General features: G+C 68.6%; 18 protein-coding genes. 12 read left to right on the forward strand and 6 right to left on the reverse strand.

The annotated features are described in order from the left end of the window. Positions 1–365: 365 nt before the first annotated feature. From FrCorBMG51_RS08120 to FrCorBMG51_RS08135, 4 genes are all read left to right on the forward strand, one after another. Positions 366–2,024, forward strand: a complete 1,659-nt coding sequence (locus FrCorBMG51_RS08120; RefSeq protein ID WP_047222451.1) for an MDR family MFS transporter — start codon at positions 366–368, stop codon at positions 2,022–2,024. 128 nt (positions 2,025–2,152) lie between these two features. Then, positions 2,153–2,926, forward strand: a complete 774-nt coding sequence (locus FrCorBMG51_RS08125; protein ID WP_338052709.1) for a YceI family protein — start codon at positions 2,153–2,155, stop codon at positions 2,924–2,926. A 208-nt stretch (positions 2,927–3,134) separates the two neighbouring features. Then, positions 3,135–3,632, forward strand: a complete 498-nt coding sequence (locus FrCorBMG51_RS08130; RefSeq protein WP_235433421.1) for an HdeD family acid-resistance protein — start codon at positions 3,135–3,137, stop codon at positions 3,630–3,632. Positions 3,633–3,818: 186 nt separating this feature from the next. Next, the gene (locus FrCorBMG51_RS08135) at positions 3,819–4,391 is read left to right on the forward strand and encodes an alpha-ketoglutarate-dependent dioxygenase AlkB (protein WP_235433422.1); all 573 of its coding nucleotides are present in this window, start codon (positions 3,819–3,821) and stop codon (positions 4,389–4,391) included. 80 nt (positions 4,392–4,471) lie between these two features. Here FrCorBMG51_RS08135 and FrCorBMG51_RS08140 read toward each other — a convergent pair whose 3' ends face one another. Continuing rightward, on the reverse strand, positions 4,472–5,230 hold the full coding sequence (locus FrCorBMG51_RS08140; RefSeq protein WP_047222453.1) for an SOS response-associated peptidase: 759 nt from the start codon (positions 5,228–5,230) through the stop codon (positions 4,472–4,474). A gap of 246 nt (positions 5,231–5,476) precedes the next feature. Next, complete coding sequence (locus FrCorBMG51_RS08145; RefSeq protein ID WP_086055320.1) at positions 5,477–6,100, reverse strand: M50 family metallopeptidase; 624 nt, start codon at positions 6,098–6,100, stop codon at positions 5,477–5,479. Between the two features lie 343 nt (positions 6,101–6,443). On the opposite strand from FrCorBMG51_RS08145, the gene FrCorBMG51_RS08150 reads away from it, so the two are divergent. Both FrCorBMG51_RS08150 and FrCorBMG51_RS08155 read left to right on the forward strand, forming a co-directional pair. After that, positions 6,444–7,190 carry a lysophospholipid acyltransferase family protein gene (locus FrCorBMG51_RS08150; RefSeq protein ID WP_047222454.1) on the forward strand — a complete coding sequence of 249 codons (747 nt, stop codon included), beginning with the start codon at positions 6,444–6,446 and terminating at the stop codon, positions 7,188–7,190. A gap of 748 nt (positions 7,191–7,938) precedes the next feature. Continuing rightward, the gene (locus tag FrCorBMG51_RS08155; RefSeq protein WP_047222455.1) at positions 7,939–8,745 is read left to right on the forward strand and encodes a FadR/GntR family transcriptional regulator; all 807 of its coding nucleotides are present in this window, start codon (positions 7,939–7,941) and stop codon (positions 8,743–8,745) included. Positions 8,746–9,831: 1,086 nt separating this feature from the next. Here FrCorBMG51_RS08155 and FrCorBMG51_RS08160 read toward each other — a convergent pair. Then, the gene (locus FrCorBMG51_RS08160; protein WP_175648304.1) at positions 9,832–11,151 is read right to left on the reverse strand and encodes an NAD(P)/FAD-dependent oxidoreductase; all 1,320 of its coding nucleotides are present in this window, start codon (positions 11,149–11,151) and stop codon (positions 9,832–9,834) included. 212 nt (positions 11,152–11,363) lie between these two features. On the opposite strand from FrCorBMG51_RS08160, the gene FrCorBMG51_RS08165 reads away from it, so the two are divergent. Beyond that, positions 11,364–12,377 (forward strand): methyltransferase domain-containing protein, encoded by a 1,014-nt coding sequence (locus FrCorBMG51_RS08165; RefSeq protein ID WP_052914470.1) that lies wholly within the window; start codon positions 11,364–11,366, stop codon positions 12,375–12,377. 110 nt (positions 12,378–12,487) lie between these two features. Here FrCorBMG51_RS08165 and FrCorBMG51_RS08170 read toward each other — a convergent pair whose 3' ends face one another. Next, positions 12,488–13,213 carry a tyrosine-protein phosphatase gene (locus tag FrCorBMG51_RS08170; RefSeq protein ID WP_047222456.1) on the reverse strand — a complete coding sequence of 242 codons (726 nt, stop codon included), beginning with the start codon at positions 13,211–13,213 and terminating at the stop codon, positions 12,488–12,490. Between the two features lie 238 nt (positions 13,214–13,451). Between FrCorBMG51_RS08170 and FrCorBMG51_RS08175 the strand changes: the two genes are divergently transcribed. From FrCorBMG51_RS08175 to FrCorBMG51_RS08185, 3 genes are all read left to right on the forward strand, one after another. Continuing rightward, complete coding sequence (locus tag FrCorBMG51_RS08175) at positions 13,452–14,039, forward strand: ferric reductase-like transmembrane domain-containing protein (protein ID WP_047222457.1); 588 nt, start codon at positions 13,452–13,454, stop codon at positions 14,037–14,039. A gap of 257 nt (positions 14,040–14,296) precedes the next feature. Beyond that, positions 14,297–16,636, forward strand: a complete 2,340-nt coding sequence (locus tag FrCorBMG51_RS08180) for a HelD family protein (RefSeq protein WP_047222516.1) — start codon at positions 14,297–14,299, stop codon at positions 16,634–16,636. A gap of 174 nt (positions 16,637–16,810) precedes the next feature. Continuing rightward, positions 16,811–17,113 carry a hypothetical protein gene (locus tag FrCorBMG51_RS08185; RefSeq protein WP_200902374.1) on the forward strand — a complete coding sequence of 101 codons (303 nt, stop codon included), beginning with the start codon at positions 16,811–16,813 and terminating at the stop codon, positions 17,111–17,113. Between the two features lie 129 nt (positions 17,114–17,242). Here FrCorBMG51_RS08185 and FrCorBMG51_RS08190 read toward each other — a convergent pair whose 3' ends face one another. Beyond that, positions 17,243–18,442, reverse strand: a complete 1,200-nt coding sequence (locus FrCorBMG51_RS08190) for an XdhC family protein (protein WP_047222458.1) — start codon at positions 18,440–18,442, stop codon at positions 17,243–17,245. 388 nt (positions 18,443–18,830) lie between these two features. On the opposite strand from FrCorBMG51_RS08190, the gene FrCorBMG51_RS08195 reads away from it, so the two are divergent. Then, complete coding sequence (locus FrCorBMG51_RS08195; RefSeq protein WP_047222459.1) at positions 18,831–19,766, forward strand: PAC2 family protein; 936 nt, start codon at positions 18,831–18,833, stop codon at positions 19,764–19,766. 292 nt (positions 19,767–20,058) lie between these two features. Continuing rightward, on the forward strand, positions 20,059–20,907 hold the full coding sequence (locus FrCorBMG51_RS08200) for an SDR family oxidoreductase (protein ID WP_047222460.1): 849 nt from the start codon (positions 20,059–20,061) through the stop codon (positions 20,905–20,907). An 88-nt stretch (positions 20,908–20,995) separates the two neighbouring features. Here FrCorBMG51_RS08200 and FrCorBMG51_RS08205 read toward each other — a convergent pair whose 3' ends face one another. Further along, the gene (locus FrCorBMG51_RS08205) at positions 20,996–22,957 is read right to left on the reverse strand and encodes a hypothetical protein (RefSeq protein ID WP_047222461.1); all 1,962 of its coding nucleotides are present in this window, start codon (positions 22,955–22,957) and stop codon (positions 20,996–20,998) included. Positions 22,958–23,158: the final 201 nt, after the last annotated feature.

The following is a 23,158-nucleotide window of genomic DNA, read 5'->3' on the forward strand; positions in this document are numbered from 1 at the left end:
GCAGCCACACCCGAGCGGGTGGCGGCGCGGATGTCGGGGACAAAAGAAAGATCAGCCATGCCCGTGACGGTAGGACCCCGTGTCGTGGCGGTACATCGTGTATCCCGCATCTGTGGACAACCATGCTCTGTCCACAGGACACGGCAAGTGACGGACAAAACCGGCTATGTTCGGTACCACGGTCGACACGCAGCAACACACCCGATGCCCAACTGAAATGATCACGTATAGTTGTATCGCACAATCAAGTAGCGAAATGTCGAGCCGTGGGATACATCCCGTTGCGACCTGCCTCGAATGCCCGTGGCCGCCCTGCGTTCTCACTGTGCCGGCATCACCTGAGCGGTCCGCCTGACGGAGGATGAATGACGACTACCGGGAACAATGTCAGCCGCAACCGGAATCCACCAGACGACACCGGTACGGACCTGAGCCACCGGCAGATCGTCGCCATCATCATCGGGCTGATGACGGGTATGCTGCTCGCAGCGCTGGACCAGACCATCGTCGCGACCGCACTGCCGACCATCGTCGGTGAGTTCCATCGCAGTGACATGCTTTCCTGGCTGGTCACAGCCTACCTGTTGACTTCCACGATCTCCGCCCCGCTGTACGGGAAAGCCAGCGACCTCTACGGGCGCAAAACCGTCCTACAGCTGTCCATCACGATCTTTCTGATCGGCAGCACACTGTGCGGGCTTGCCCAGTCGATGTACCAGCTCGTCGGATTTCGCGCTCTACAGGGCCTTGGTGCCGGCGGCCTCATCTCCCTGGCCTTCGCCGTCATCGGCGACATCGTCGCACCCCGGGAACGGGGGCGCTACCAGGGATACTTCAGCGGGGTCTTCGGCGCGTCGAGCATTCTCGGCCCGCTCGTCGGCGGTTTCCTGGTCGATCATGGGTCATGGCGCTGGGTGTTCTTCGTCAACCTTCCGGTCGGGCTCGCCGCGCTCGTCGTCATCAACCGGACGTTGCGACTACCGTTCCGGCGACGCCGGGCGGCCATCGACTGGGCCGGCGCCATCCTGCTGGTCACGGGTCTGAGCGCCATCCTGCTCGCTACTCAGAGTGGAGGCAAGGGCTTCGCCTGGCTCTCCTGGCAGATCGCCGCGCTGATCGCCGCGGGAGTCGTACTGATCGTTTCTTTCGCGCTGCGTGAACGAGTGGCGCCGGAAGCCATTCTCCCACCACGGCTGTTCAGCAACAGCATCTACACGGTGTGCGCTCTGCTGAGCCTTGTCACCGGTACCTTCATGTTCGGGGCGATTATTTTTCTCCCGCAGTATCTACAGATCGTCCATGGCGCGAGTGCCACCGTCAGCGGGCTGCGAATGCTCCCGCTGCTCGCCGGTATTCTGCTGACGTCCATCGGGTCCGGCCGGCTGATCAGCGCTACCGGGCATTACAAGCGGTTTGTCGTCGCGGGCACGGTCGGGGTCACCATCGGGTTCTTTCTGCTCAGTCGTGTCAGCGCCGACACGGGCGCGCTGGAGCTCGGCCTGTGGATGTTTGTCACGGGGCTCGGCCTCGGCTTCCTCCTGCAGAACGTCCTGCTGGCCGTACAGAATTCTGTCGATCCGCGGGACATGGGCGCCGCGACCTCCAGCGTGACATTCCTGCGCACCATGGGAGGCGCCATCGGCGCGTCCGCCCTGGGGGCGGTGCTCACCACCCAACTGGCCACGAACATCGCCCTGCGAATACCCGGCGCGCAGCCCGGAAATGCCGCCGCCAACCGTTTTGTCTCAACTCCGCGCGATGTCGCGGGGCTGGCCGCACCGATACGTGAAGCGGTACGAACCGCCTATGCCGACTCACTCGGCCGGGTCTTTCTGGTGGCCGTTCCGATCGGGATCGCAGCATTCGCGATCAGTCTGTTCCTCCGGGAGGCCGAACTGCGCGGATCGACCGCCATCTCCCGGACCGACGCATCGGACGACACGGTGGGAGCCGACCTCACCGACAGCAGCCATGGCTCCGGGCCGGGAGCGAAGCGATCGACGGCCAGCGCCTCCAGGGAATAGATTGTTGCCCGCACAACTGACTTCGGGGCCGCATGAAAATGATCATGTGAGCAGAGTCTGCGAAGTCCTGGGAAGAACCCGCTCGCGGGAACACGACTCGTAGGAGAAGGCCTGAAGAGGAGATCATCATGACCGTACCGGGCACCGCCATCGAGAACCTCACCGGCACCTGGACGATCGACCCCGCTCACAGTCGGTTCGGCTTCGCCGTCCGACACGCGATGGTGGCGACCGTCCGGGGCAGCTTCAGGTCCTTCGAGGGCACCCTGCACCTCGACGGCTCCAGGCCCACGGCCTCGCATGCCACGATCAGCATCAACACCGACAGTATCGACACCGGGAACTCCGACCGCGACACCCACCTGCGCTCCCCCGACTTTCTCGACGCTGACACGTATCCGACGATCACCTTCACCGGCACGGGCATCAAACCAGGGGACGATCCGGACAGCTATGTGGTCACCGGCGACCTGACCATTCACGGCACCACGCATGTGGTCGAGGTGGCGGTCGAGTTCCAGGGCAGCGCGGTGGACTCGTTCGGCAACAGCCGGGTGGGGTTCGCCGCCACGTCCTCCCTCAGTCGGAAGGACTTCGGCCTCACCTGGAACGCGCCGCTGGAGGCGAGGGTGTCCTCATCAGCGACACAGTCAAGATCGACGTTGACATCTCGGCCATCAGGACGTCCTGATCAGAACTGCGCAGGGCCAATGACCGGTGGCCGCGTGGTGGTCAGGAACTGCCTCGATCCAGAATCCAGGACCGCGCGAGGCCGCCGACGGGCCGGCAGCACCGCTCCGGCCAGGGCATCCCGGTATATCCGGTGCACCCGGCCGGAGCCGCCCGTCACCGGGCCGGCGGGCGGCGGGCGGGCGCGACACGAACGGCCGGGACGCCGCTGAGTATCGGAGAAGGACCGTAGCGGTAAGGAGCGGGCGCCGGCCAGGGCCGGTATCGAGGACTGGCGGCACCCGACGCGGGGAACCCCCTTGTCCAGGGCGGGGAACCCCTTGTCCAGGTCGGAAGGTATGAGCGGCCCTGGAGATGGCGATCATGATGACGACGGCAGAGACGCACCGCCACCACGGCGGAGCTTCGAGCGCGGTCTGGATGGCAGGACTCTTCCTGGGGATCGCGGTGACGGTTCTCGGCGTGCTCCTGGTCGCCCACCCCTTCGCCGCCGCGCGCACACTGGCGATCCTGATCGGCGCTGGGCTGGTGCTGGCCGGGATCATGGATATGGTCGCGACAGCCCGTGCGGGCGAGGAGACTGCCAGCTTCTTCGGCGTCCTGCTCGTGATCGGCGGGATCGTCGTGCTCGCCTGGCCGGGTGTCACCTTGCGGGCGGTGGCCCTCATCGTCGGAATCTGCCTGCTGGTGGCTGGCGTCGCGCGTATCGCCATGGCCGGCTACGCGCGCGGGCACGGACGCTCATGGGGGTGGGGTGTGTTCATCGGCCTCCTGGCGATGGGCATCGGCATTCTCGCCCTGGCGTGGCCAGCGGCCACCGTCTTCATCCTGGCGGTGCTATTTGGGATCGAGCTGATCGTGCATGGCATCGGCCAGATCGCGCTCGCTCTCGCGGCCCGCCGGGAGTCACGGGCCTGACACCCCGGGAGCGGCCCCGCCGAGCATCGGGCACCACGGGGCCGCTCCGGTCATCCGCGTTGCCAGACGCTCGGCAACCAGAGCGCGGCAAGCAGAGCGCGGCGCACGACGGCTGGCCTGCCCGACACGCTCGATATCGAACGTATGTTCGGGTATTGTATCTCTATGCCCCTCCAGTGCAGCCTGTTGACCAGCGGCGACCCCGCGGTCTCCATCAACCCCACGTTCAGCCGCATCCGCCTCGACGGGACGTCATGGGTCGACGTGGCGCCGGGGTGGCTGCGCGGCGCTGACGACCTTTACGGGACCCTCGCCAGCGAGGTCCCCTGGCGGCAGGGTCGACGGTGGATGTACGAGCGCATGGTGGACGATCCACGACTGTCACGGTGGTACAAGGCGACCGAGCCTCTCCCCCACCCCATCCTGGCCACGATATGTAGCTCTTTGTGCGCGCATTATCAGGTGCCGTTCGGCTCGGTCGGGCTCAACTTCTACCGCGACGGCGACGACAGCGTCGCGTTCCATCGCGACCGTGAACTGCGCAGGCTCGGTAACACCCTGATCGCGATCGTGACGCTGGGGGCGCGGCGCCCCTTCCGGCTCCGTCCGCGCGGTGGCGGTGCCGGTCGGACGCTGCTCCCCGCGTCCGGAGATCTTCTGGTGATGGGTGGCCGCTGCCAGGCCGACTGGGAGCATGCGGTCCCGAAAGTCGCTTCCTGCGGCCCGCGGATCAGCGCGTCCTGGCGGTGGGCCGCGTGAGGAGCCTCTTCGGCAGCTTCAGGACGCTCTCACGGACGCACCTGGAGCGCGTCATCCGGCTGGTGGCCCGCGGACGGAAGTCAATCATGGTCGATCGGGACCGCACCGGGGTGGACGGCCCGCGAACCCGCTCCGTCCACGTCGTCGGCCAGGGTGACCGGCTCCAGCAGATGCGGACCGTTGTTACGCACGTTGCCGACCTGGGTGTCGACCGGGTAGGCACGCAGCACCCCGGCTGGCGCGGGCCCGAGCATGCTGGTCAGCACCGCAGGATCGGCCAGGACAGGATCAAGCCAGTGCGACCAGGCCACCGGGGGAAGGACGACCGGCGACCGCGGATGCAGGGACTCCAGACCGGCCGGCGCCGTAGTGGTGATGATGGTGAAGGTCGCGAGCGTACCGCCCGTGGGCGGGCGCCACAGCTCGTACAGCCCCGCGAGCGCGGCAGGTTCGTTGTCGACTGGGCGTACCAGGTACGGCTGCGCGCGCCGGGCCCCTTCGGTCCGCTGCCATTCGTAGTAACCCGTGATCGGGACGAGACAGCGGCGGGCCCGCAGCGCGGCGCGGAACGCGGGTCTGGTCGCCACCGTCTCTGCCCTGGCGTTAATCATTTTGTTGCCGATGGCGGCATCCTTGGCCCACGAGGGCACCAGGCCCCAGCGCGCCAGCCGCAGCCGGGAGGTCGGTGTCGGCTGCTGGCCCGGCGGGATGACGACCACCGGGGCCGAAGCGGTCGGCGCGACGTTGAAGTTCGGCTGTACGCCGCCTGTTTCGTCACATGCGGAGAACGACTCTGCGAGCTGCTGCCCACCCAGGGCGTTGGCGTAGCGACCGCACATGTGTTCGCAGTGTGCCAGACAACCGTCCGTACCGCATGGTGCCCATCCGCGACCGCCCAATATCGGACGGCCGCCGGCGGTAACCGCTCACCGAGGCTGTACCCACCGAGGCTGTACCCGGCACAGCCGTATCCGCCGAAGCCATGCTCACCAGGGCCACGTCCGTCGGAAGCATGGCTGGCCGGGCGCGGAGCGCGGTATTCCTGCGCCGCACAGTCACCATACGGGCTGCCGTCATACGGGCTGCTACCACACGAGCCATTCGGCCGACATGACAAGGCAGAACAGGGAGACCGAGGCGAAGAAGACCACCCACAGTCCCGCGGGCATACCGGTCAGCCGGGCCAGCTGATCCGGATCCGACGTCGGCGCACGGCCCCGGCTGCGGGTCCGCTGCACCTCGATGATCGGCCGCAGTCCTCCGAAGAGGAGAAACCAGGTGATGGACATGGCGAACAGCTGCTGGGGACGGTCCGACGCCAGGACCGACACCGCCACGACAGTCCCGATGCTGAGCACGATGGACAACACACCGAAGGCGTTGCGGATGGCGACGAGCACCCCCAGGAGCAGGATGACACTCAGCCGCAGCATCAGACTCACCTGATTGGCCGCAAGCAGGGCGGCGGCGCCGAGGCCGAGCAACGAAGGCGTGATATAGCCGGCCGCGACCGTGACGACGACACCCGGCCCGGTCGGCCGCCCAGCCGACACGGTCACACCGGACGTGTCGGAATGCAGCCGGATACCACCGAGCCGCCGGCCACTGCCGACCGCGGCCAGCGCATGTCCTCCCTCATGGGCAATGGTGATCACATGCCGGGCCAGCGGCCACAACCGGCTGTCGAACACCACAACAAAGGCGATCACAGCACCTACCAGCGCCGTCCAACGCGGCGGATCCCCCGAACTGAGCAGATGCGTCCACTCGTCAGGCGTCGTACGTCTCCCATCCGATCGTGTCCAACTGGTGCCGCTGACGGCCTCTGGGATGCCGATGTGGCTCAGGTGGACCTGAGTATGCAATGCTGCGGAAAACGATCGTCGGGTGCCTGTCCGGCACGACCTGCCCGCCCTTCCAGCGGCATGGCGTTCCAACGGCCCACGACGACTCACGGTACGATCAGCCAGCCACTTTCCGTGGCCGGTCGAAATCGATCATCCCAACATGGCACAGTTGGGACAACACAGATAGGTCGGAGGGCAGGAGCGGGTGGCGGAACTCGTCTACAAGCCAGTGATCCGCTTCGCGCTCGGGTTCTTCAAGGCTCTCGATCTCAAGATCGACGTCCGGGGCCAGGAACACGTACCGGCTACGGGCGGATGCGTTGTCATCATCAACCACGTCTCCTACCTGGACTTCGCCCTCGTTGGCATCCCGTTCTGGCGCTCCCACCGCCGCCTGGTCCGCTTCATGGCCAAGCACGACGTCTTCTCCCACCCGATCGCCGGACCCCTCATGCGTGGGATGCGTCATATCCCTGTGGACCGGTCATCGGGCTCGGGCTCCTACCACCACGCGGTAGCGGCGCTGCGGGCCGGCGAGTTCGTGGGAGTCTTCCCCGAGTCGACGCTCAGCCGCAGCTTCTGCCTCCAGCCCTTCAAGACCGGGGCAGCGCGGATGGCCGTCGAAGCCAACGTCCCGGTGCTGCCGGTAGCCATCTGGGGCAGCCAGCGCATTCTGGCCAAGGGGCGGCCACGCAACTTCCGTGCCGCCCGCGGCACCCCGGTCTCGATCATCGTCGGCGAACCGATTCCGCCCACCGAGCTCACACCCGCGGCGACTGGCACCCAACTGCTCTCGGATGCCGTGTTGAAGCTGCTGACCGATGCCCAGCGTGACTATCCACCGCCGCCCCCGGGTGAATCGCCATGGTGGTTGCCGGCTCATCTCGGTGGCAGCGCGCCCGCATCCGAGACGGCCGCCCGGGAGCAGGCCGAGTCACGCGACAAGAAGTAACGTCCCGCATACGGCACCCGCGGGGATGCGAAGAGAGCCGGATCTTCTCGGAGCAGCCCGAAAACGCATCCGTTTCCCTGTCGGAAACGTCGCACCGCCAGCACATCCGAAGCAGCACGAACAATTTCACCCGGTAACGCCGGGGATCCGCCGGCCCGACAAGCCGGCAGCCCAGCCGTGAGCCGAACGATCTCCTGCCACGAATCAACCAAGCAACAACCATGGGTTGAGCAACCCATGGCCATCGATTGACCACAGCGGCCACTGAAGCCCACTGGATCAACTGGTAACTATCGACCAGCGCCCGTGGGAGGAACTGTCCGGGAGGCGACAGGCAGCGCCGTGCGCTTCACCCGGTCAACCACGTCCCATGTGTCAACAACGGTGATATGTCGCAATGACGACAACCGGCGGCGAGCGGCGGTCGCAGGTGGCGGCTGGCCCAGCGGCAGACGCCTACGTCCCGACCGGCTTATAGCACGGGGCCAAAAGTAGTTGGAAGAAGGGTACTCAGACATTTCGGCACCGCGACCGTCCAGCCCACACCCGCGGCCCGAGGCCGCACCAGGACAAGGCAAAGGCTACTAGCGGACAACATCCAGACCCCAAATGTGTCAAGGCTCTCTAGGGAAACCGGACGACCCATTGGTAACCTCAAGCACCAACAACATTTGTACCTACCCCACCTGGTTCACCAGTTCCACGTTTACACAGACCTACCTGTTCGTCGTCGACGGAGGCGCCCACGATGGCTGTACAAGAGCTGGCGATGCCTGCTACTAGCAGGGCCGGCACGGTGGTCGCGATCGGGCAGCAGGTCCGGGTCCCGAAGACCGCCGAGCTCGTCGCTGCACACCTTCGCCGCCGCATCGTGCGAGGAGAGCTCGTCGAGGGCGACGCCCTCCCGCCCGAGGCCACCCTCATGGAGCAGTTCGGTGTCTCCCGGCCGACGCTACGCGAGGCCTTCCGGGTCCTGGAATCCGAAGCCCTGATCACGGTCAGGCGCGGCGCGCATGGTGGCGCGCGCGTACACACCCCGAACGGAGACATCGCGGCTCGCTACGCCGCGTTGGTCCTGGAATACCGCGGGACGACCCTTGCCGACATCCACCAGGCTCGCGCGGTGATCGAACCACCGTGCGTGGCGCTGCTGGCGGCAAACCGTACCCAGGAAGACCTCGACAAGCTCCGGCTGGCGGTGAGCGAGACAGCGGCCGCCGTCAGCAGCGACGACCCCGGCCAGTACCTGCAGGCCGATCTCGCCTTCCATGTCCTGCTGGTCGAGCTTGCCGGGAACACGACGCTGTCGGTGCTGTCAGGGATGCTGCGTCACATTCTCGATCTCGCGACGCTGTCCCACCCGAACCCGGAACGCAGCGCCGAACAGCGGCTCGCCAGCCGTCGGCGCCTCCTCGAGCACGAGCGGGTCGTGGACTTCATCGAGGCGCGTGATGCCAGGGCCGCGGAAGAGCTGTGGCGTACGCACCTGCTGGAGACGAGCCAGGACCTGACCAACGGCCCGGTCGCCACAACCGTGCTCGATCTGCTCGGCTGACCGGCGAGGTTGTCGGCACACCACGACCGCTGGCCCGTCCGTGGCCCGGGCAACCGGGCATGCCGCGGCCCAGCCAGCCTGCCACGAGATACGGATCTCGAACGCGAGAAAAAATGATCGTGTCGTTTCCGGCCGGTAGTCAAATACGGCATATCATTTAGTTATTTTTGGAGAATCGGTTACCGACAGGTCGACGGAAGCCGCCCCGGACAGGACGGCTGTCGCATGTCGTCACAGTTGAGGTGAGCTGTTCGCCCGTTCCAGTGCGGCTGCCCGCGTCTCGAAGGGGCCATCGGCGAGCAGGCCGACAAGCGACCAGCGGACGGCCCACCAGCGGTGCCCCTCATCACAGACGACCTGGGCGGCATTACCGGAACAACGGATCGGATCAGCCTGGACACGCCGACGACCGGTAGCGCTCCGATGCCTGAAAGATGAATAGTGCAGCGCCGTCAATGGTCCGTCCACTCCTCGGTGCGCGGTGCCCGGTCATTCGACCATCCACCGACGGTGCGGCCCCACGCCACACCACTCAGGCAGAGTTGCATCCATCACCGGTGTTGTCAAAACACGTACCGTATCCACGGTATGACACCGACGACTTCGGCCTGACGCACATTGCCGGTGGTATTCATATGGACACAAAGCGAATTGGACACGCTACAGTCGGTAGATCGGCCGGGAACGACATTCCCGCGTCGCGAAAGCCGCGAGAATCGGCCGCCCAGATGATCGACCGACCCGAGGAGCAGGCTGGCGCGCGATGACGGAACCCGAGCAGGAGCAAACCCGATCGTCCATCCCGAGAAACCAGCTGGTACATAAAGGCGGACCTCCAACAGGAGCGAAGCCAGTTGACCAGCCTGCCCAAGGGGGCAGGCTGAGATGAACTGATCACAGAAAGTAAACATTCCGTGATCGGCCATCTGCTCCAGCGAACTGCTCCTGACGGCCATCAGCCAGCCGGGTGCGGGCGCGGATCAGAGGCCAGGCAGCGGCGGACCGCGGGCGCGGGCGCGAGGCTGTGGCGGTTTTCAAGACCGCCACCATCGGCCGCGCGGGCGCGGGCGCGGGCGCGGGCGCGGATCAGCGTAGCGGGTCGAAAGGCTCGAGTTCCGCCGGCAGACGGCCGGTGGCAAGTGCCTGCGCCACCAGTTGTCCGCTGACCGGCCCCAACGTGATACCCCACATACCGTGCCCGCCGGCCACGAACAGCCGTGGGGACGTCGTCCGGCCGATCACCGGAAGACCGTCAGGCGTGCAGGGACGCGAGCCGACCCATTCCTGCCTCCGGGAGGCCAGCTCAACACCGGCCAGCAGGGGGCGGACCGCGTCGACGATCGCGGTGATCCGACGCTGGTCCAGCGGCGCCCGAGGCTCTCGGAACTCCATCATCCCGGCGATGCGCAATCGGTCGCCCAACGGTGTGCAGGCCACCCGTTGGGCCGGAAAGTACAGCGGGCCCGCGGGCACGGCATGGGCTGCCACGCTGAAGCTGTACCCCCGCCCCGCCTGCACCGGGAGGCGAACTCCGAACGGGTGGGCGAGTTCGCTCAGCCACGCGCCACTGGCGACGACGACCGCGTCGAACAAGGCGCTCTCCCCCGTCGCGAGTTCCACGGCTATGTCAGCACCACGGTCACGGATCCCGCGGACATCGACGCCCTCCCGCAGCTCACCTCCGCGTACCCGGACGCTGTCGGCGAGCGCCGCCACGAAACGCCCAGGGTCGCAGAAACGCTGGCCGTCGATGCGGACCGCGGCATTGATCTCGTCGGTCAACACCGGTTGCAGGGCGCGCACCTGCGCACCGCCGAGCAGCTCGAAGTCGACCTTCTGGCCCGCCGCGCGGATCTCAGCGAGCTCGGTGACCAACGTCTCCCGCTCACGTGCGCTGCGGTAACAGGCCAGGAACGGCTCGGCCGAGGACGTCGGCACCCGCACTCCCCCGGCGGCCAGCTGGTCGAAGGCCTCGAAAGCCCTGCGGTTGACCGGCACGAGGTGCTCCATCGCCGCCCGCCACCGCCGCGCCGTGCTGTTGCGCGTGAACCCGGCGAGGAAGCGGAGCAGGCGCGGATCCGCGCGTGGCGGCACGTACACCGGAGATGCCGGGCTCATCACGGCGCGGACGCCGTAACGCAGCACCGCGGGTTCCGGCAGGGGTGTGGCCAGGCTCGGCGTGACCCACCCCGCGTTGCCCCAGGACGAGCCGGCCGCAACATGATCACGTTCGAGTACCGTGACCTGGACCCCGTGCTCCTGAAGGAACCACGCGGTGGACAGGCCGACCATGCCGGCACCCACGATGCCCACCCGCTCGGGCGCGCGGTACCGGGATCCGATGACAGCGCTGGCCGCCGGGACGGTCACCGAGCCGGAGGAACGACCGCCAGAACGGTTGATCACGCCACCTCACCACCCTCGCTGCTGTGCCCTTACTGATCTGGTAGCTCCGCTGCTCTGGCGCCCTTACCGTTCGGACGCCCACCGTCCTTGGCACCGCCGGGTCGACGGTCGATCGTTCCGGCTCACCAGGCACGTACTGTCGTTACCATGCGGCCGATGATGACGGCGGGCCCGGCATGATTCATACCGTTCTTGCCCATCTCACATGCCCGATGTGTCACCAGGGGCTGACCGCGGGGCCAGGGCAGGTGCGCTGTCCGGCGGGTCACGGCTACGACCTCGCCCGGGCGGGCTACCTGACGCTCACTGCCGGGCGGGCGAAGGCGCTCCACGGCGACAGCGCGGACATGGTGCAGGCGCGGGATGCCTTCCTCGGCGCCGGCCACTACACCGCGCTTGCTGATCGGCTCGCCGACAGGCTCACTGACAAGATCACCGACGGGCTCACCGGCCAGCCCGCGAGCAGACTCGTGGGCGCACCCGCTGCCAGCCACGGTCGTCAGGCGGCCAGCGGCGCGCCCCAGGACAGCGGCGTGGCCGTGGCCAAGGACAAGGACAAGGACAAGGACAACGGTACGTCCGGCCGCGCACCGGTCGTCGTCGATGTCGGCGCCGGTACCGGCTACTACCTGGCGCATCTGCTCCGATCCGCTCCGGACGCGGTCGGTATCGCGGTAGACACGTCACGCTACGCACTGCGACGGGCGGCCCGGGCTCATCCGCGCATCGGCGCCATCGGCGCGGACGTACGCGACCCACTACCCATCCGGACCGCGACGGCGACACTTGTTCTCGACGTCTTCGCGCCACGAAATGTCGCGGAGATGCACCGCGTCCTGCGCCCGGACGGACGGCTGGCCATCGTGACACCCACCGCCCGCCATCTTGCCGAAATCGTGGGCCCGCTCGGCCTGGTCACCGTGGACGAAAGAAAATCCGAGCGGCTGCGCGCGAAACTGGCCGGATTCTTCGTCCGACAGGACAAGCTGACCTTCGACCTCGAGCTGTCCCTGTCACCGGACGACCTGTTGAATCTGGTGATGATGGGGCCCACCGCCCACCACCGGCGGGCGCCGGAGGTCCGTGCGGCCATCGAGGCCAGTTGGCCGCACGGCGCCCGTCCGACCGCGTCCTTCACAATCGAGATCCATGCTCCCGTCCCCGGGCAGACGGTCCACCACGTGGGCCCGCGACCGTTCGGCGATGACCGGCAAGAAAAACGGTAAGGACGAGAAAAAGGGCATCGGAGAATACCCAGCGAATTTTTGCGAGACCGGCAACGCCGGGTTTGGACGGGACCGAAGCCGGGTCGGCCGGAGGACAGGGACAGGGACGGTCAGGACAGCAGACGGGACTTCCAGGCGGATACCGCGTCCGGATCCGCGCCGTTGTCGGCCAGCCAGCCCGCCACGCCACCGCCGTGGCCGTCGATGACACCCAGCACCTGTTCGACGGCCGAAGACGACGTCCTGGCAAGATCGCGCGCGTTCCTGCCCCCGCCCGGCAGCAGCGGGCTGTCACCCATCCGTCGCAGCACCGCGGGCATGTTCGTGGCTGTGATCGCATAGTCCGCGAGCACCGCGTCCGCCCTGACGCCCGCGGCACGCAGCAGCACCGCCACGACAAGACCGGTCCGGTCCTTCCCGGCCGCGCAGTGGACGAGCAGCGGAGCGGGTGTCCGGGCCGCGAGATGAAGGATGTTGACCACCAGTGAGCCAGCGGAAACGATGATCGACTGGTAGAGCGTGCGCAGACCGCCGGCGAGCGCCGTAGTGGTCTGGGATGTCGGATCGTGGGGATCGACGTCGCCCAGCAGCGGAACCAGGTGGATGTCGGTCGCCTCCGAGGTCAGCGGGTGCGGACCGTCCTGCTCTACCGGCGAGCGCAGGTCGACGACCGTGCGAGGCGGCCAGGCCAGACCGTTCGACGGTGGCCGGTCACCGTGCAGGGGTGCCTCGCTGCGGTAGAGCACACCGGCCCGGGTCAGTCTGCCGTCGCTGGTGGGCAGCCCACCCAGGTCACGCAGGTTCACCAACTGATCGACAATCGTCTCACCGCTCATACGTCCGCTCCGTGTTGATCGTCCGATGTTGTTCTATCTGAGCACATCCACCTCCCCTGACGGCGACGTGAACTCCCAGCAACCTCACAGGTTGGATTCAGCAACGGTGAAGTCCGCCGGCCCACCGTGGATGGTGGCGCGCCGCAGGGACCCCGCCGGGCAGGGCAGGGCCGGCGCGACCCAGCGGACCAGCGGAATCACCAAAGGATCATTAAAGGATCACGCGGAGCCGAAAGCCGTGACCATGCTCTTCTGCTTCTTCTCCGCGTGCTCGTACCGCACCCTGCTCCGGCAGACACCCGGACAGGCCCTGGACTTCCTGAGCCGATGGAGGACGAACACCATGACCACGACAACGCTGGACCTGGCCGTGGCGACGCTGGCCCCGGGCACGGGCGTCGACCCGGCCGTGCCGCCCGCCGGCCGCCGCCCACGACCGCTGACCGTGATGGCCTGCGGCGTCGACATCGGCCCGATCAGAGCGCTTCTTGACGAGGAGGACCGCTCCCCCACCGAGGCCGTGCTGATCTACCGGGCCGTGACCGAAGAGAGCCCAGCCTTTCGCTACGAACTGGACATGCTGGCTGTGCTGCGCGGGATCCGGGTGATCTACCTGCCCGGGCACCGCTGCCCGGACCGCTCGTCGTGGCTGCCGGAACGCTTCTCCGCCCTGCTCGACGACGTCGCGCTGCGCCAGATCGTCCCCGGTATCGTTGACCACGACGTGTTCGTCTGTGGTCCGCACGCGTGGACGCAGGCCGTCCGGGACGCGGCGCTGCTCAGCGGTGTGCCGTCCGAGCAGGTGCACATAGTCGGGTGCGCATAGTTCGGGCACGCATGCTTCGGGCACGCATGGTGCGGCCGGACATCGGCGCACCGGCCGCAGCGGCAGGGAGATTTTTTCGGCCCGCCGGGCGCTGGTGAGGCAGCCGGTCGTAGGATCCATGTTCCGTTCCGCTCGCGTTCCACTCGTGGATGCCGGCCGGTGGATGCCGGTCAGCGGATGCCCGCCAGCGGCTGCCGGTCAGAGGCCCGGCTGCGCGGCCGGGTGTGCTCACCGCCCACAAACCGGAAGGATCACAGGTGCCGACGACGTACGAGCACGAACTCGCGCGCGAACAGGCGTATGTCGACGTCCTGTACAACCGGTTGGACGACCTGCGCGACCAGGCCCGTGAGCAGTTGCGCGCGGTGCTGGTGACGGCGGGCACCGGCACGCCGCAGTCCCGGGTGGAGCGGGAGGCCTTCGCCGACGCGTACTCCGACCGGATCGACCGGCTCGACGCCGCCGAGGAACGGCTGTGCTTCGGCGCCATGGACCGCACCGACCATCAGCGCGTCTACATCGGCCGGATCGGCCTGTCGGACACCGAACACGAACCGATCCTGATCGACTGGCGGGCCCCGGTGGCCACCGCCTTCTACCGGGCGACCCTCGCCGACCCGCACGGACTGCTGCAGCGTCGCCACCTGCGGGCCAAAGGGCGCGAACTATGCGGCTTCACCGACGACGTGCTCGACCCCACCGCCGCCGACGCCGCCCAGGTGGCCGGGGCGAGCGGTGACACCCCGCTGCTGGAGGCGCTGTCCGCGCCCCGCTCGGGCCACATGCACGACATCGTCGCGACGCTGCAGGCCGAACAGGACAGGGTGATCCGCGCCGACGCCGGATCCGTCCTGGTCGTCGACGGCGGGCCGGGTACGGGCAAGACCGCGGTGGCCCTGCACCGGGCCGCCTACCTGCTGTACACCGAGCGGGAACGGCTCGTCCGCTCCGGTGTACTGGTGGTCGGCCCGAGCCCGGTGTTCCTGCGCTACATCGAGCAGGTGCTGCCCTCACTCGGCGAGACGGGTGTGGTCTTCGCCACCCCGGGGCGGCTGTTCCCCGGCGTCGACGCCACCGGTGACGAGGACGCCCGCGTCAGCGCGCTCAAGGGTGACCTGCGGATGGCGACGCTGGTGGCCGAGGCGGTGAAGAACCGTCAGCACGTGCCCGCGGAGGGGGTGGACGTCCGCTACGACGGCGCCGTGCTCCACCTGCCCCGGCGGACCGTGGAGAACGCCCGTACCCGGGCCCGGCGCAGCCGCCGCCCGCACAATCCAGCCCGGAGGATCTTCGTCCGTGAACTGACGGCCGTGCTCACCGACCAGGTGATCGCGAATCTTCCCGGTGGCCTGCTCGACGACGACGAACGCGAGGAGATCGCCGGGTACGTGCGCGCCGACCCGGCCGTGCGGGCGGTCTTCGACGCGCTGTGGCCACGGCTGACCCCGCGGCGTCTGCTCGCCGACCTGTTCGCCGAGCCGGCCCGGCTCGCCCCGGCGGCGCGCGCGGCAAAACTGACCGCTCACGAGCGTCACCTGCTGCGCCGTCCGGCCGACGCCCCGTGGACGCCGGCGGACGTGCCGCTGCTGGACGAGGCCGCCGAACTGCTGGGGGATCCGGACGTCGACACCGCGCAGTCGGCCGAGCGGGCAGCCACACAGGAGCGGCAGGCCGAGCGGGAGTACGCCCGTGAGGTCCTTGACGGGCTCGGCCTGACCGGGGCGGTCGACGTGGAGACGATGACCGCGGGCATGACCGAACGCTGGTACGGCCCTCACCGACGGCGCAGCGCCGTGGAGCATGCCAGCGGCGACCGGTCGTGGACCTTCGGCCATCTCATCGTCGACGAGGCGCAGGAAGTATCGCCGATGCTGTGGCGGCTGCTGTGGCGGCGCTGCCCGATGCGCTCGGCCACCCTGGTCGGTGATCTCGCCCAGGCTTCGGGCCCGGCCGCGGCGGGCTGCTGGGCCGAGGCGCTGGCCCCGCACATCGGCGATCGCTGGCGGCTGGAACGGCTCAGCGTCAGCTACCGCACACCCATGGAGATCATGGACGTGGCGGCTGACGTCCTCGTCGCGCAGGATCCCTCTGCCAGGCCGCCGCGTTCCATACGAGCCATCGGAGCGCCGCCGACGGCGGTGGCTGTCGATGCCGACCAGCCCGGCGGCGGTGCGCTGGTCGCCGCGGCAGCCGCGTGGGCGCTGCGCGCCGCCGAGGCAGTGGGCGAGGGCCGAGTGGCGGTGATCTGCCCGGTTGGTCTGCCCGAGCGGGTCCGCGCGGCGCTCGCGGCCGCGCCAGCGGCCGCCTCCGTCGGCGCGGCGGTCGCCCCGGCCGTCCCCATCGGCGCGGCGGACGTGCTGGCCGCCCCGATCGCGGTGCTCACCGTCGCGGAGTCCAAGGGCCTGGAGTTCGACGCGGTCGTCGTGGCGGAGCCTCAAATGATCATTGATGGTTCACGGCGCGGTCTCGCCGACCTGTATGTGGCACTGACCAGGGCCACCCGGACGCTGACCGTCGTCCACTCGGGCCCGCTGCCGGCGATCCTGAGCCGACTGGCCACCGAGCGGCGGCCGGCCGTCGACGGCGGGCCCGGGTAGCCGCTGATCCAGAGCTGCCCCGAGGCCAGCTGGCAGCCTGGCTCCCCAGTTGCCGAACACCGGCACGACAGCGGGATCACGCACCGGCGTCCGGATGGTGACCAGGCCCCCGGGCTGGCCACGGACCCGGACGAGGGGTCCCGGACCGTGCCCGGTCCGGGCAGGACGGCATGCGTGGTGTGTTCCGCGGCGTTCGGTGGGAACGGAACAGGGGTGCGCTACGGACAAACAAAGACACCGGGATCAACCAGGACCCCGACTGCTCGGCGGGACTCGATCATCAGCCTGGTCTGCGGGATCATCGGCCTGTTCTTCCTCGGGATCATCTTCGGGATCGCCGCGATCGCCTTCGGGGTGCGTGGGCGACGTGGCGGCGGGCGCCTGGCAACGGCCGGGCTCGTCCTGGGCGTCATCGACGTCGCACTGTGGATCGTTGGCCTGACGATGTCGAACGCGAACGCGCTGATCTGGTACTGACCAGTCACTGCCCGACGCCTCGCCCACTGTCTATATCCACCGTTATCCATGTTTACTCGTCCATGTTCACTGTCGACAGTCCACCGTCGATCCGGTCCCGCCACCGATCCACGTCGAGCAACCGGCGCGTCACGGTATGGGGTGGATACGGCCGGATGTCGTCGACAACGGCCGGCCGCTTCCGCCCCAGCGCGTCTGGACGATTTCGGCCGCGATCGACACCGCGGTCTCCTCGGGCGTGCTGCCACCGAGATCGAGACCGATCGGCGCCCGGATCCGGGCCAGCTGCGCCTCGGTCAGCCCGGCGGCCCGCAGGCGGGCGAGCCGGNNNAGGCGGGCGAGCCGGTCGGCATGGGTGCGCCGGCTGCCCATCGCGCCGATGTAGCCCGCCGGGGTGCGCAGCGCCGCCATCAGCAGCGGCACGTCGAACTTCGGGTCGTGGGTGAGCACGCAGATCGCCGTGGACGGGTCGACGGTGATCCGCCCGAGATAGCGATGCGGCCATTCGACCACCACCTCGTGGGCCGCCGGGAAACGCTCACGGGTGGCGAATACCGGCCGGGCGTCACACACGGTGACGCGAAACCCCAGAAACGTCCCGACGCGGGTGAGCGCGGCCGCGAAGTCGACCGCGCCGAACACGAGCATGCGGGCGGGCGGCGCGAACGCCTGCACGAACACGCCGATCTCGGTGCGGCCCCGCTGGCCGCGCGGCCCGTAGTCACGCCGTCCGCCGTGCCCCCGCGCGAGCATTCCCCGGGCGTCGTCGGCGACGGCCGCGTCGAGCCCGTCGGTGCCGAGGGTGCCGGCCACGCGGTCCGGCCAGACCGCCAGCCGGGCTCCCGGCCGCACCGGCGCGGTGGCCGAGTCGACGACGGTACCCACCGCCACCGGTTCGGCCGCGGCCACCGCTGCCGCCACGTCGCCGAACTCCGGCGCGCCGCGACGGTCGATGCGCTGCACGAAGACGCTGATGGTCCCACCGCAGGTCAGCCCGGTCGCCAGCACGTCGTCACCGCCCGGCCTTCCGCCTCCATTCAGCTCACCGCCACCGCCCGGCCCGCTGTCACCGCCCAGGTCATCGCCACTGTCCGGGCCGTACGTGGCCAGCGCCGGCTCACCCGTGGCGAGCACCTGGCAGGCCAGCTCGTACACCGCGCCCTCGACGCAGCCGCCGGAGACGCTGCCGACCGCATCCCCGCCGGTGCCGACGGCCAGCACCGCGCCGGGCGGACGCGGCGCGGACGAGCTGGTCCCGACCACGGTGGCGAGCGCGAACGGCGTCCCCGCCGCCCACCAGTGAGCCAGCTCCGGCAGCGCGTCACGCATGGGGCCTCCCTTACCGTGCCTTCCTTGCCTTACCGTGCCTGCCTGCCTGCCGTGCCTGCCGTGCCTGCCGTGCCATGCCTTCTCTGCAGTGCCTTGCCTTCCCCGCCGTGCCCGGCGGCGGCGGTGGGCCACCCTGCCCACCGCAACACATGGGACGCGGGAGCACACAGAGCGCGGACGCGGCAGCGCGCAGAGCCGGAGCTCACGCGGAGTGAGGTCACGATCTCCCGCCACGGCCCCGCCCGCCCGGACGGGCCCGGCTGCGATACTTACCGCGAGCGCTCCGCCAGGTTTTCAGGAGACGTCACACGGCAGGAACAGATCGGCACCGTCGTCGCTTCATCCTTGGTGAAGCGGCCAACAGACTTCCGTGAGGAGGCTCCGACCAGTGCTCGACCCTCGTGAGCTGTATGAGGTCGCCGACGATCTGCCGGAAATCGGCAGACCGGTGCTGGTGGAGGCCCTCACCGGTGTTGTCGACGCGGGTGGCGCGATCCGGCTGGCCCGCGACCATCTGCTGACGACGCTGGACAACCGCCTCGTCGCGACCTTCGACGTCGACCAGCTGCTCGACTACCGTTCCCGCCGTCCATTCATGATCTTCTCCGAGGATCACTGGGAGCACTACGACGAACCACTGCTCGGGCTGCACCTCGTCGACGACAGCGCCGGGACGCCTTTCCTGCTGCTGTCCGGCCCAGAGCCCGATCTGCAGTGGAAGCGGTTCATCGCCGCTGTTGGCATCCTCGCCGAGCGCCTGGGTGTCCGGCTGACCGTGGGCCTCAACGCGATCCCGATGGCCGTTCCGCACACCCGCCCGTGCGGCGTCACCGCGCACGCCACCCGCCGGGATCTCATCATCGGGTACGAGCCGTGGGTGCGGCGGGNGCGGGTCCAGGCCCCTGGCAGCGCCGGTCATCTCATCGAGTACCTGCGCGGGCGCGACGGCCTCGACGCGATGGGGTTCGCCGCCCATGTCCCGCACTACCTGTCGCAGACCGACTATCCGGCGGCCACCGAGAGCCTGCTCACCTCGCTGTCGAAGGCGACCGGCCTGATGCTCCCGCTGGACGGGCTGCGCTCCGCGTCGGCGGCCGTCCGCAGCAACATCGACCGGCAGTTGGCGAACGGCGGTGAGGCCGCGGCGCTGGTCACTGCCCTTGAGGAACAGTACGACACGTTCATCCAGGGCCGGACAGAAAGTGATCTTCCGGCGGCCGAGGACGAGGAGCTACCCACCGCGGACGAGCTCGCCGCGGCGCTGGAGCGTTTCCTCGCCGAGCAGACCGAGCCCGACGGCCCGCCCGACCTTCCCTCGAACTGACCAGCGGGCTCCCCGGCACCCGCTCCGTCCAGGTACCGGCGCCCGCTACCGGACCCCGGCAGCGGGACCCAGATATACCGGGACGGATTATTCGTAACCATTTTTGATACAGAGAGCGATGAAGCTTCCACCGGTCTGGCAGTAATCTTCCGTAAGCGTCGTCAGGGGACTACCCTGCCCGCAGGGCGCACCACACCACCCACCCAGAGCCTGCTCCCGCTCGCGGCGGGTCCGCACGAGGCGGGCTCGTTCGAGCGCGGGCCCGCAACGGAACATCCAGAAGGGACCGCAGATGACCACCTCCCCGGGGACTGTCCTGGTCACCGGAGCGTCGACGGGGATCGGCGCGGCGACCGTGCGCCACCTGACCGGCCAGGGCAGACAGGTGATCGCCGGCGTACGCCGGGAGGAGGACGCGACCGCGCTGAAGAGCGAACTCGGCGAGCGGGTCGTGCCCGTCCAACTCGATGTCACCGATCCGGAGGCGGTGGCAGCGGCGGCTGTCACCATCCGCGACGCTGTCGGGGCCGAAGGCCTCGCGGGCCTGGTCAACAACGCGGGTATCGCGGTCGCCGCGCCGGTGGAGTTCCTCCCCCCGGCGGAGCTGCGCCGCCAGCTCGATGTCAACGTCGTCGGCCAGGTGGCCGTCACCCAGGCGGTACTCCCGCTGCTGCGGGACGGGCACGGCCGGATCGTCAACGTGGGCTCGGTCGGCGACCGGATCGTCGCACCGCTGCTCGGTGCCTACACCGCGTCGAAGTTCGCGCTGGCCGCGCTCACCGGCACGCTGCGCATCGAGCTCGCGCCCTGGGGAATCGACGTCATTCTCATCGAGCCCGGCGCGGTCACCACACCGATCTGGCAGTCGGCGGCGGTATCCGCCGAACGGCTGTTCGCGACGCTGCCCCCGGCGGTCGACACGCTGTACGGCAAGCAGATCGCCGCCGCCCGCGCGGGCGCGAAGCGCAACGAGGCCGCCGGGATCCCCCCGGCGGAGGTCGCGAAGGTGATCGTGCACGCTCTGACCACCCAGCGGCCCCGTACCCGCTATCTCGTCGGCCGGGACGCCCACATCGCCGCCGCCGTCGCCCGGCTGCCACCGCGGCTGCGCGACCGCTTCCTCCTGCGCCGGACGCGGTGATCACGATCAGCCGTACCGACTGTCCGTAATCGGCCGGCTGGTCATGCGACCAGCCGGCCAGCCAGTCGCGGACCGGCCGCCACGGGTGTCAGCCGACGTGGACGAAGGGCCGCCGGGCCGGTTCGGGCTCGGCCTCGCGCAGCACCTCGCGGGTGACGGGTGCGACCTCGCCGACCCCGACGAAGAGAAATCGCAACAGGTTGAGCAGCGGATTTCCCTCGCCCCACTCGAAATAGACGTGTGGTCGCTCGCCGGTGAGGTCACGCAGGTACAGCAGCAGCGCCGCGATCGCGTTCGGCACCGAGGTACTCGTCAGCTTCAGGATCCGATAGCCGTGACGTTCCTCACCCCGGACGTCCAGCTCGCTTTCGAACTCGGACGCGTCCGGCACCGTCACCTCGACGAAGAGCAGCGGATCCCCGACGGGGATGTGCAGGTCGCGACGTTCCTGTCGCTCCTTGTCGGAGTACTCGGCGGCGTCGCGCAGGTCCGGTTCATTGGCGATCAGCCGCAGTTCACCGGCGTTGGCGGCTTCGGTGACGAACCGTGTCGCGGTGTCGTCCAGGCGGACGTCCGTGACGCGCAGCTCGAACGCGCGTATCCCACGCGACGCGAACGACACGACAATGATCGCCATAATGAAGAACGATCCGATGATCAGACCGTCCGGTCGTTCGATGATGTTCGCGATGGTGGTGTAGACGAAAACCGTCGAGATGGTCGCGAACCCGACGGTGTACGCGCGCCGATGCCGTTTCGCCGAGGCCAGCGTCACTGCCAATGACGCCGACGTGATGAGGACGAGCACGCCGGTCGCGTAGGCACCGGCCTGTTTGTCGACGCTGGCCCGGAACAGCACAGTGACGACGAACGCGACCACGGTGAACACGAGGACCAGCGGGCGGACCGCACGCGCCCAGTGCGGGGCCATGCCGTAACGCGGCAGATAACGGGGCACCAGATTGAGCAGCCCCGCCATCGCGGACGCCCCGGCGAACCACAGGATCGCGATGGTGCTGACGTCGTAACAGGTCCCGAAGACGTTGCCCAGCAGTTCGTGGGCGAGATAGGCCAGGGCGCGGCCGTTGGCGGCACCGCCCGTCTCGAATTCCGCCTTCGGGATGAGCAGGGTCGTCACCATGCTGCTGGCCAGCAGAAAAACGCTCATGATTATCGCCGCCGTGGTGAGCAGGTGCCGGGTTCCCCGGATCCGCCCGGCGGGACGCTCCTCGGTGTCGGACGCGTCCCCGCGGATGAGCGGCATCACCGCCACCCCGGTCTCGAAACCGGAAAGGCCCAACGCGAGCTTGGGAAATACTATGAGCGCCACCCCGATGATCAGCAGGGGATTCGGGTGCTCGGCCACCATCAGGGCGCGCCAGTCGTCGACGACGTGCGGGGTGCGCAGCACCTGGACCACGCCGGCCAGCACGACGACGAGGTTCAGCGTCAGATAGACCATGACCAGGGCGACCGCGATACCGAGGGCCTCGGTGAAGCCCTTGAGGAACACCGCGGCGAGCAGGGCGAGCAGCACCAGCGTGACCAGCAGGTTGTGGCCGTGCAGAAAGTGCGGAGCGTACGGGTTCTCAATGAGGTGTGCGGTGGCGTCGGCGGCCGACAGGGTGATCGTGATGAGGAAGTCGGTGGCGGCGAACCCCAGCAGGACCAGGACGAGCAGCTTCCCCGACCACCACGGCAGCAGATGTTCCAGCATCGCGATGGAGCCCTCACCGTGGGGGCTTGCCGACGCCACCTTGCGGTAGACGGGCAGTGCCCCGAAGAGGGTGAGCAGCACGAGAATCAGGGTCGCGACCGGGCTGAGGCTGCCGGCGGCGAGAGCGGCGATGCCAGGCTGGTAACCAAGGGTGGAGAAGTAGTCCACTCCCGTGAGACACATCACACGCCACCACGGGTGCAGCCGATGCTCGACCGATGGCTGGGTGTGCGGTCCTGCGTGCTGCCGCGACCGCTCGGCCAGGCCCTGGAGCAGCCAGGTACGTAGACGCTGGTCGCGCTGGCTTCTCCGGAGAGGCTCTACGACGGTCACTGTCAGTGCCTTCCATCGGATACGGAGTCGCGTTAAGGGTAAGGGTTCGCTCATAACCACATCCCGTAGTCGCCAGGCGGCCCATCGGTCGACCGTGAGTCACCACGAAGAGCAATGTTCGACCTGTTGGCGATGTTCGACCTGTTGAGGAAGCGCGACACAACGCGGCCAAACGAGCCGGAGTCTACGGCGCGGCCCCGC

The sequence above is a fragment of the Protofrankia coriariae genome, from assembly GCF_001017755.1.
In the GTDB taxonomy this organism is placed as follows: domain Bacteria; phylum Actinomycetota; class Actinomycetes; order Frankiales; family Frankiaceae; genus Protofrankia; species Protofrankia coriariae.

Coding starts and splice junctions, on each gene's coding strand:
- FrCorBMG51_RS08120 (WP_047222451.1), top strand. CDS start 366: ATGACGACTACCGGGAACAATGTCAGCCGCAACCGGAATCCACCAGAC.
- FrCorBMG51_RS08125 (WP_338052709.1), top strand. CDS start 2,153: ATGACCGTACCGGGCACCGCCATCGAGAACCTCACCGGCACCTGGACG.
- FrCorBMG51_RS08130 (WP_235433421.1), top strand. CDS start 3,135: ATGGCAGGACTCTTCCTGGGGATCGCGGTGACGGTTCTCGGCGTGCTC.
- FrCorBMG51_RS08140 (WP_047222453.1), bottom strand. CDS start 5,230: ATGTGCGGTCGCTACGCCAACGCCCTGGGTGGGCAGCAGCTCGCAGAG.
- FrCorBMG51_RS08155 (WP_047222455.1), top strand. CDS start 7,939: ATGGCTGTACAAGAGCTGGCGATGCCTGCTACTAGCAGGGCCGGCACG.
- FrCorBMG51_RS08165 (WP_052914470.1), top strand. CDS start 11,364: ATGTGTCACCAGGGGCTGACCGCGGGGCCAGGGCAGGTGCGCTGTCCG.
- FrCorBMG51_RS08170 (WP_047222456.1), bottom strand. CDS start 13,213: ATGAGCGGTGAGACGATTGTCGATCAGTTGGTGAACCTGCGTGACCTG.
- FrCorBMG51_RS08200 (WP_047222460.1), top strand. CDS start 20,059: ATGACCACCTCCCCGGGGACTGTCCTGGTCACCGGAGCGTCGACGGGG.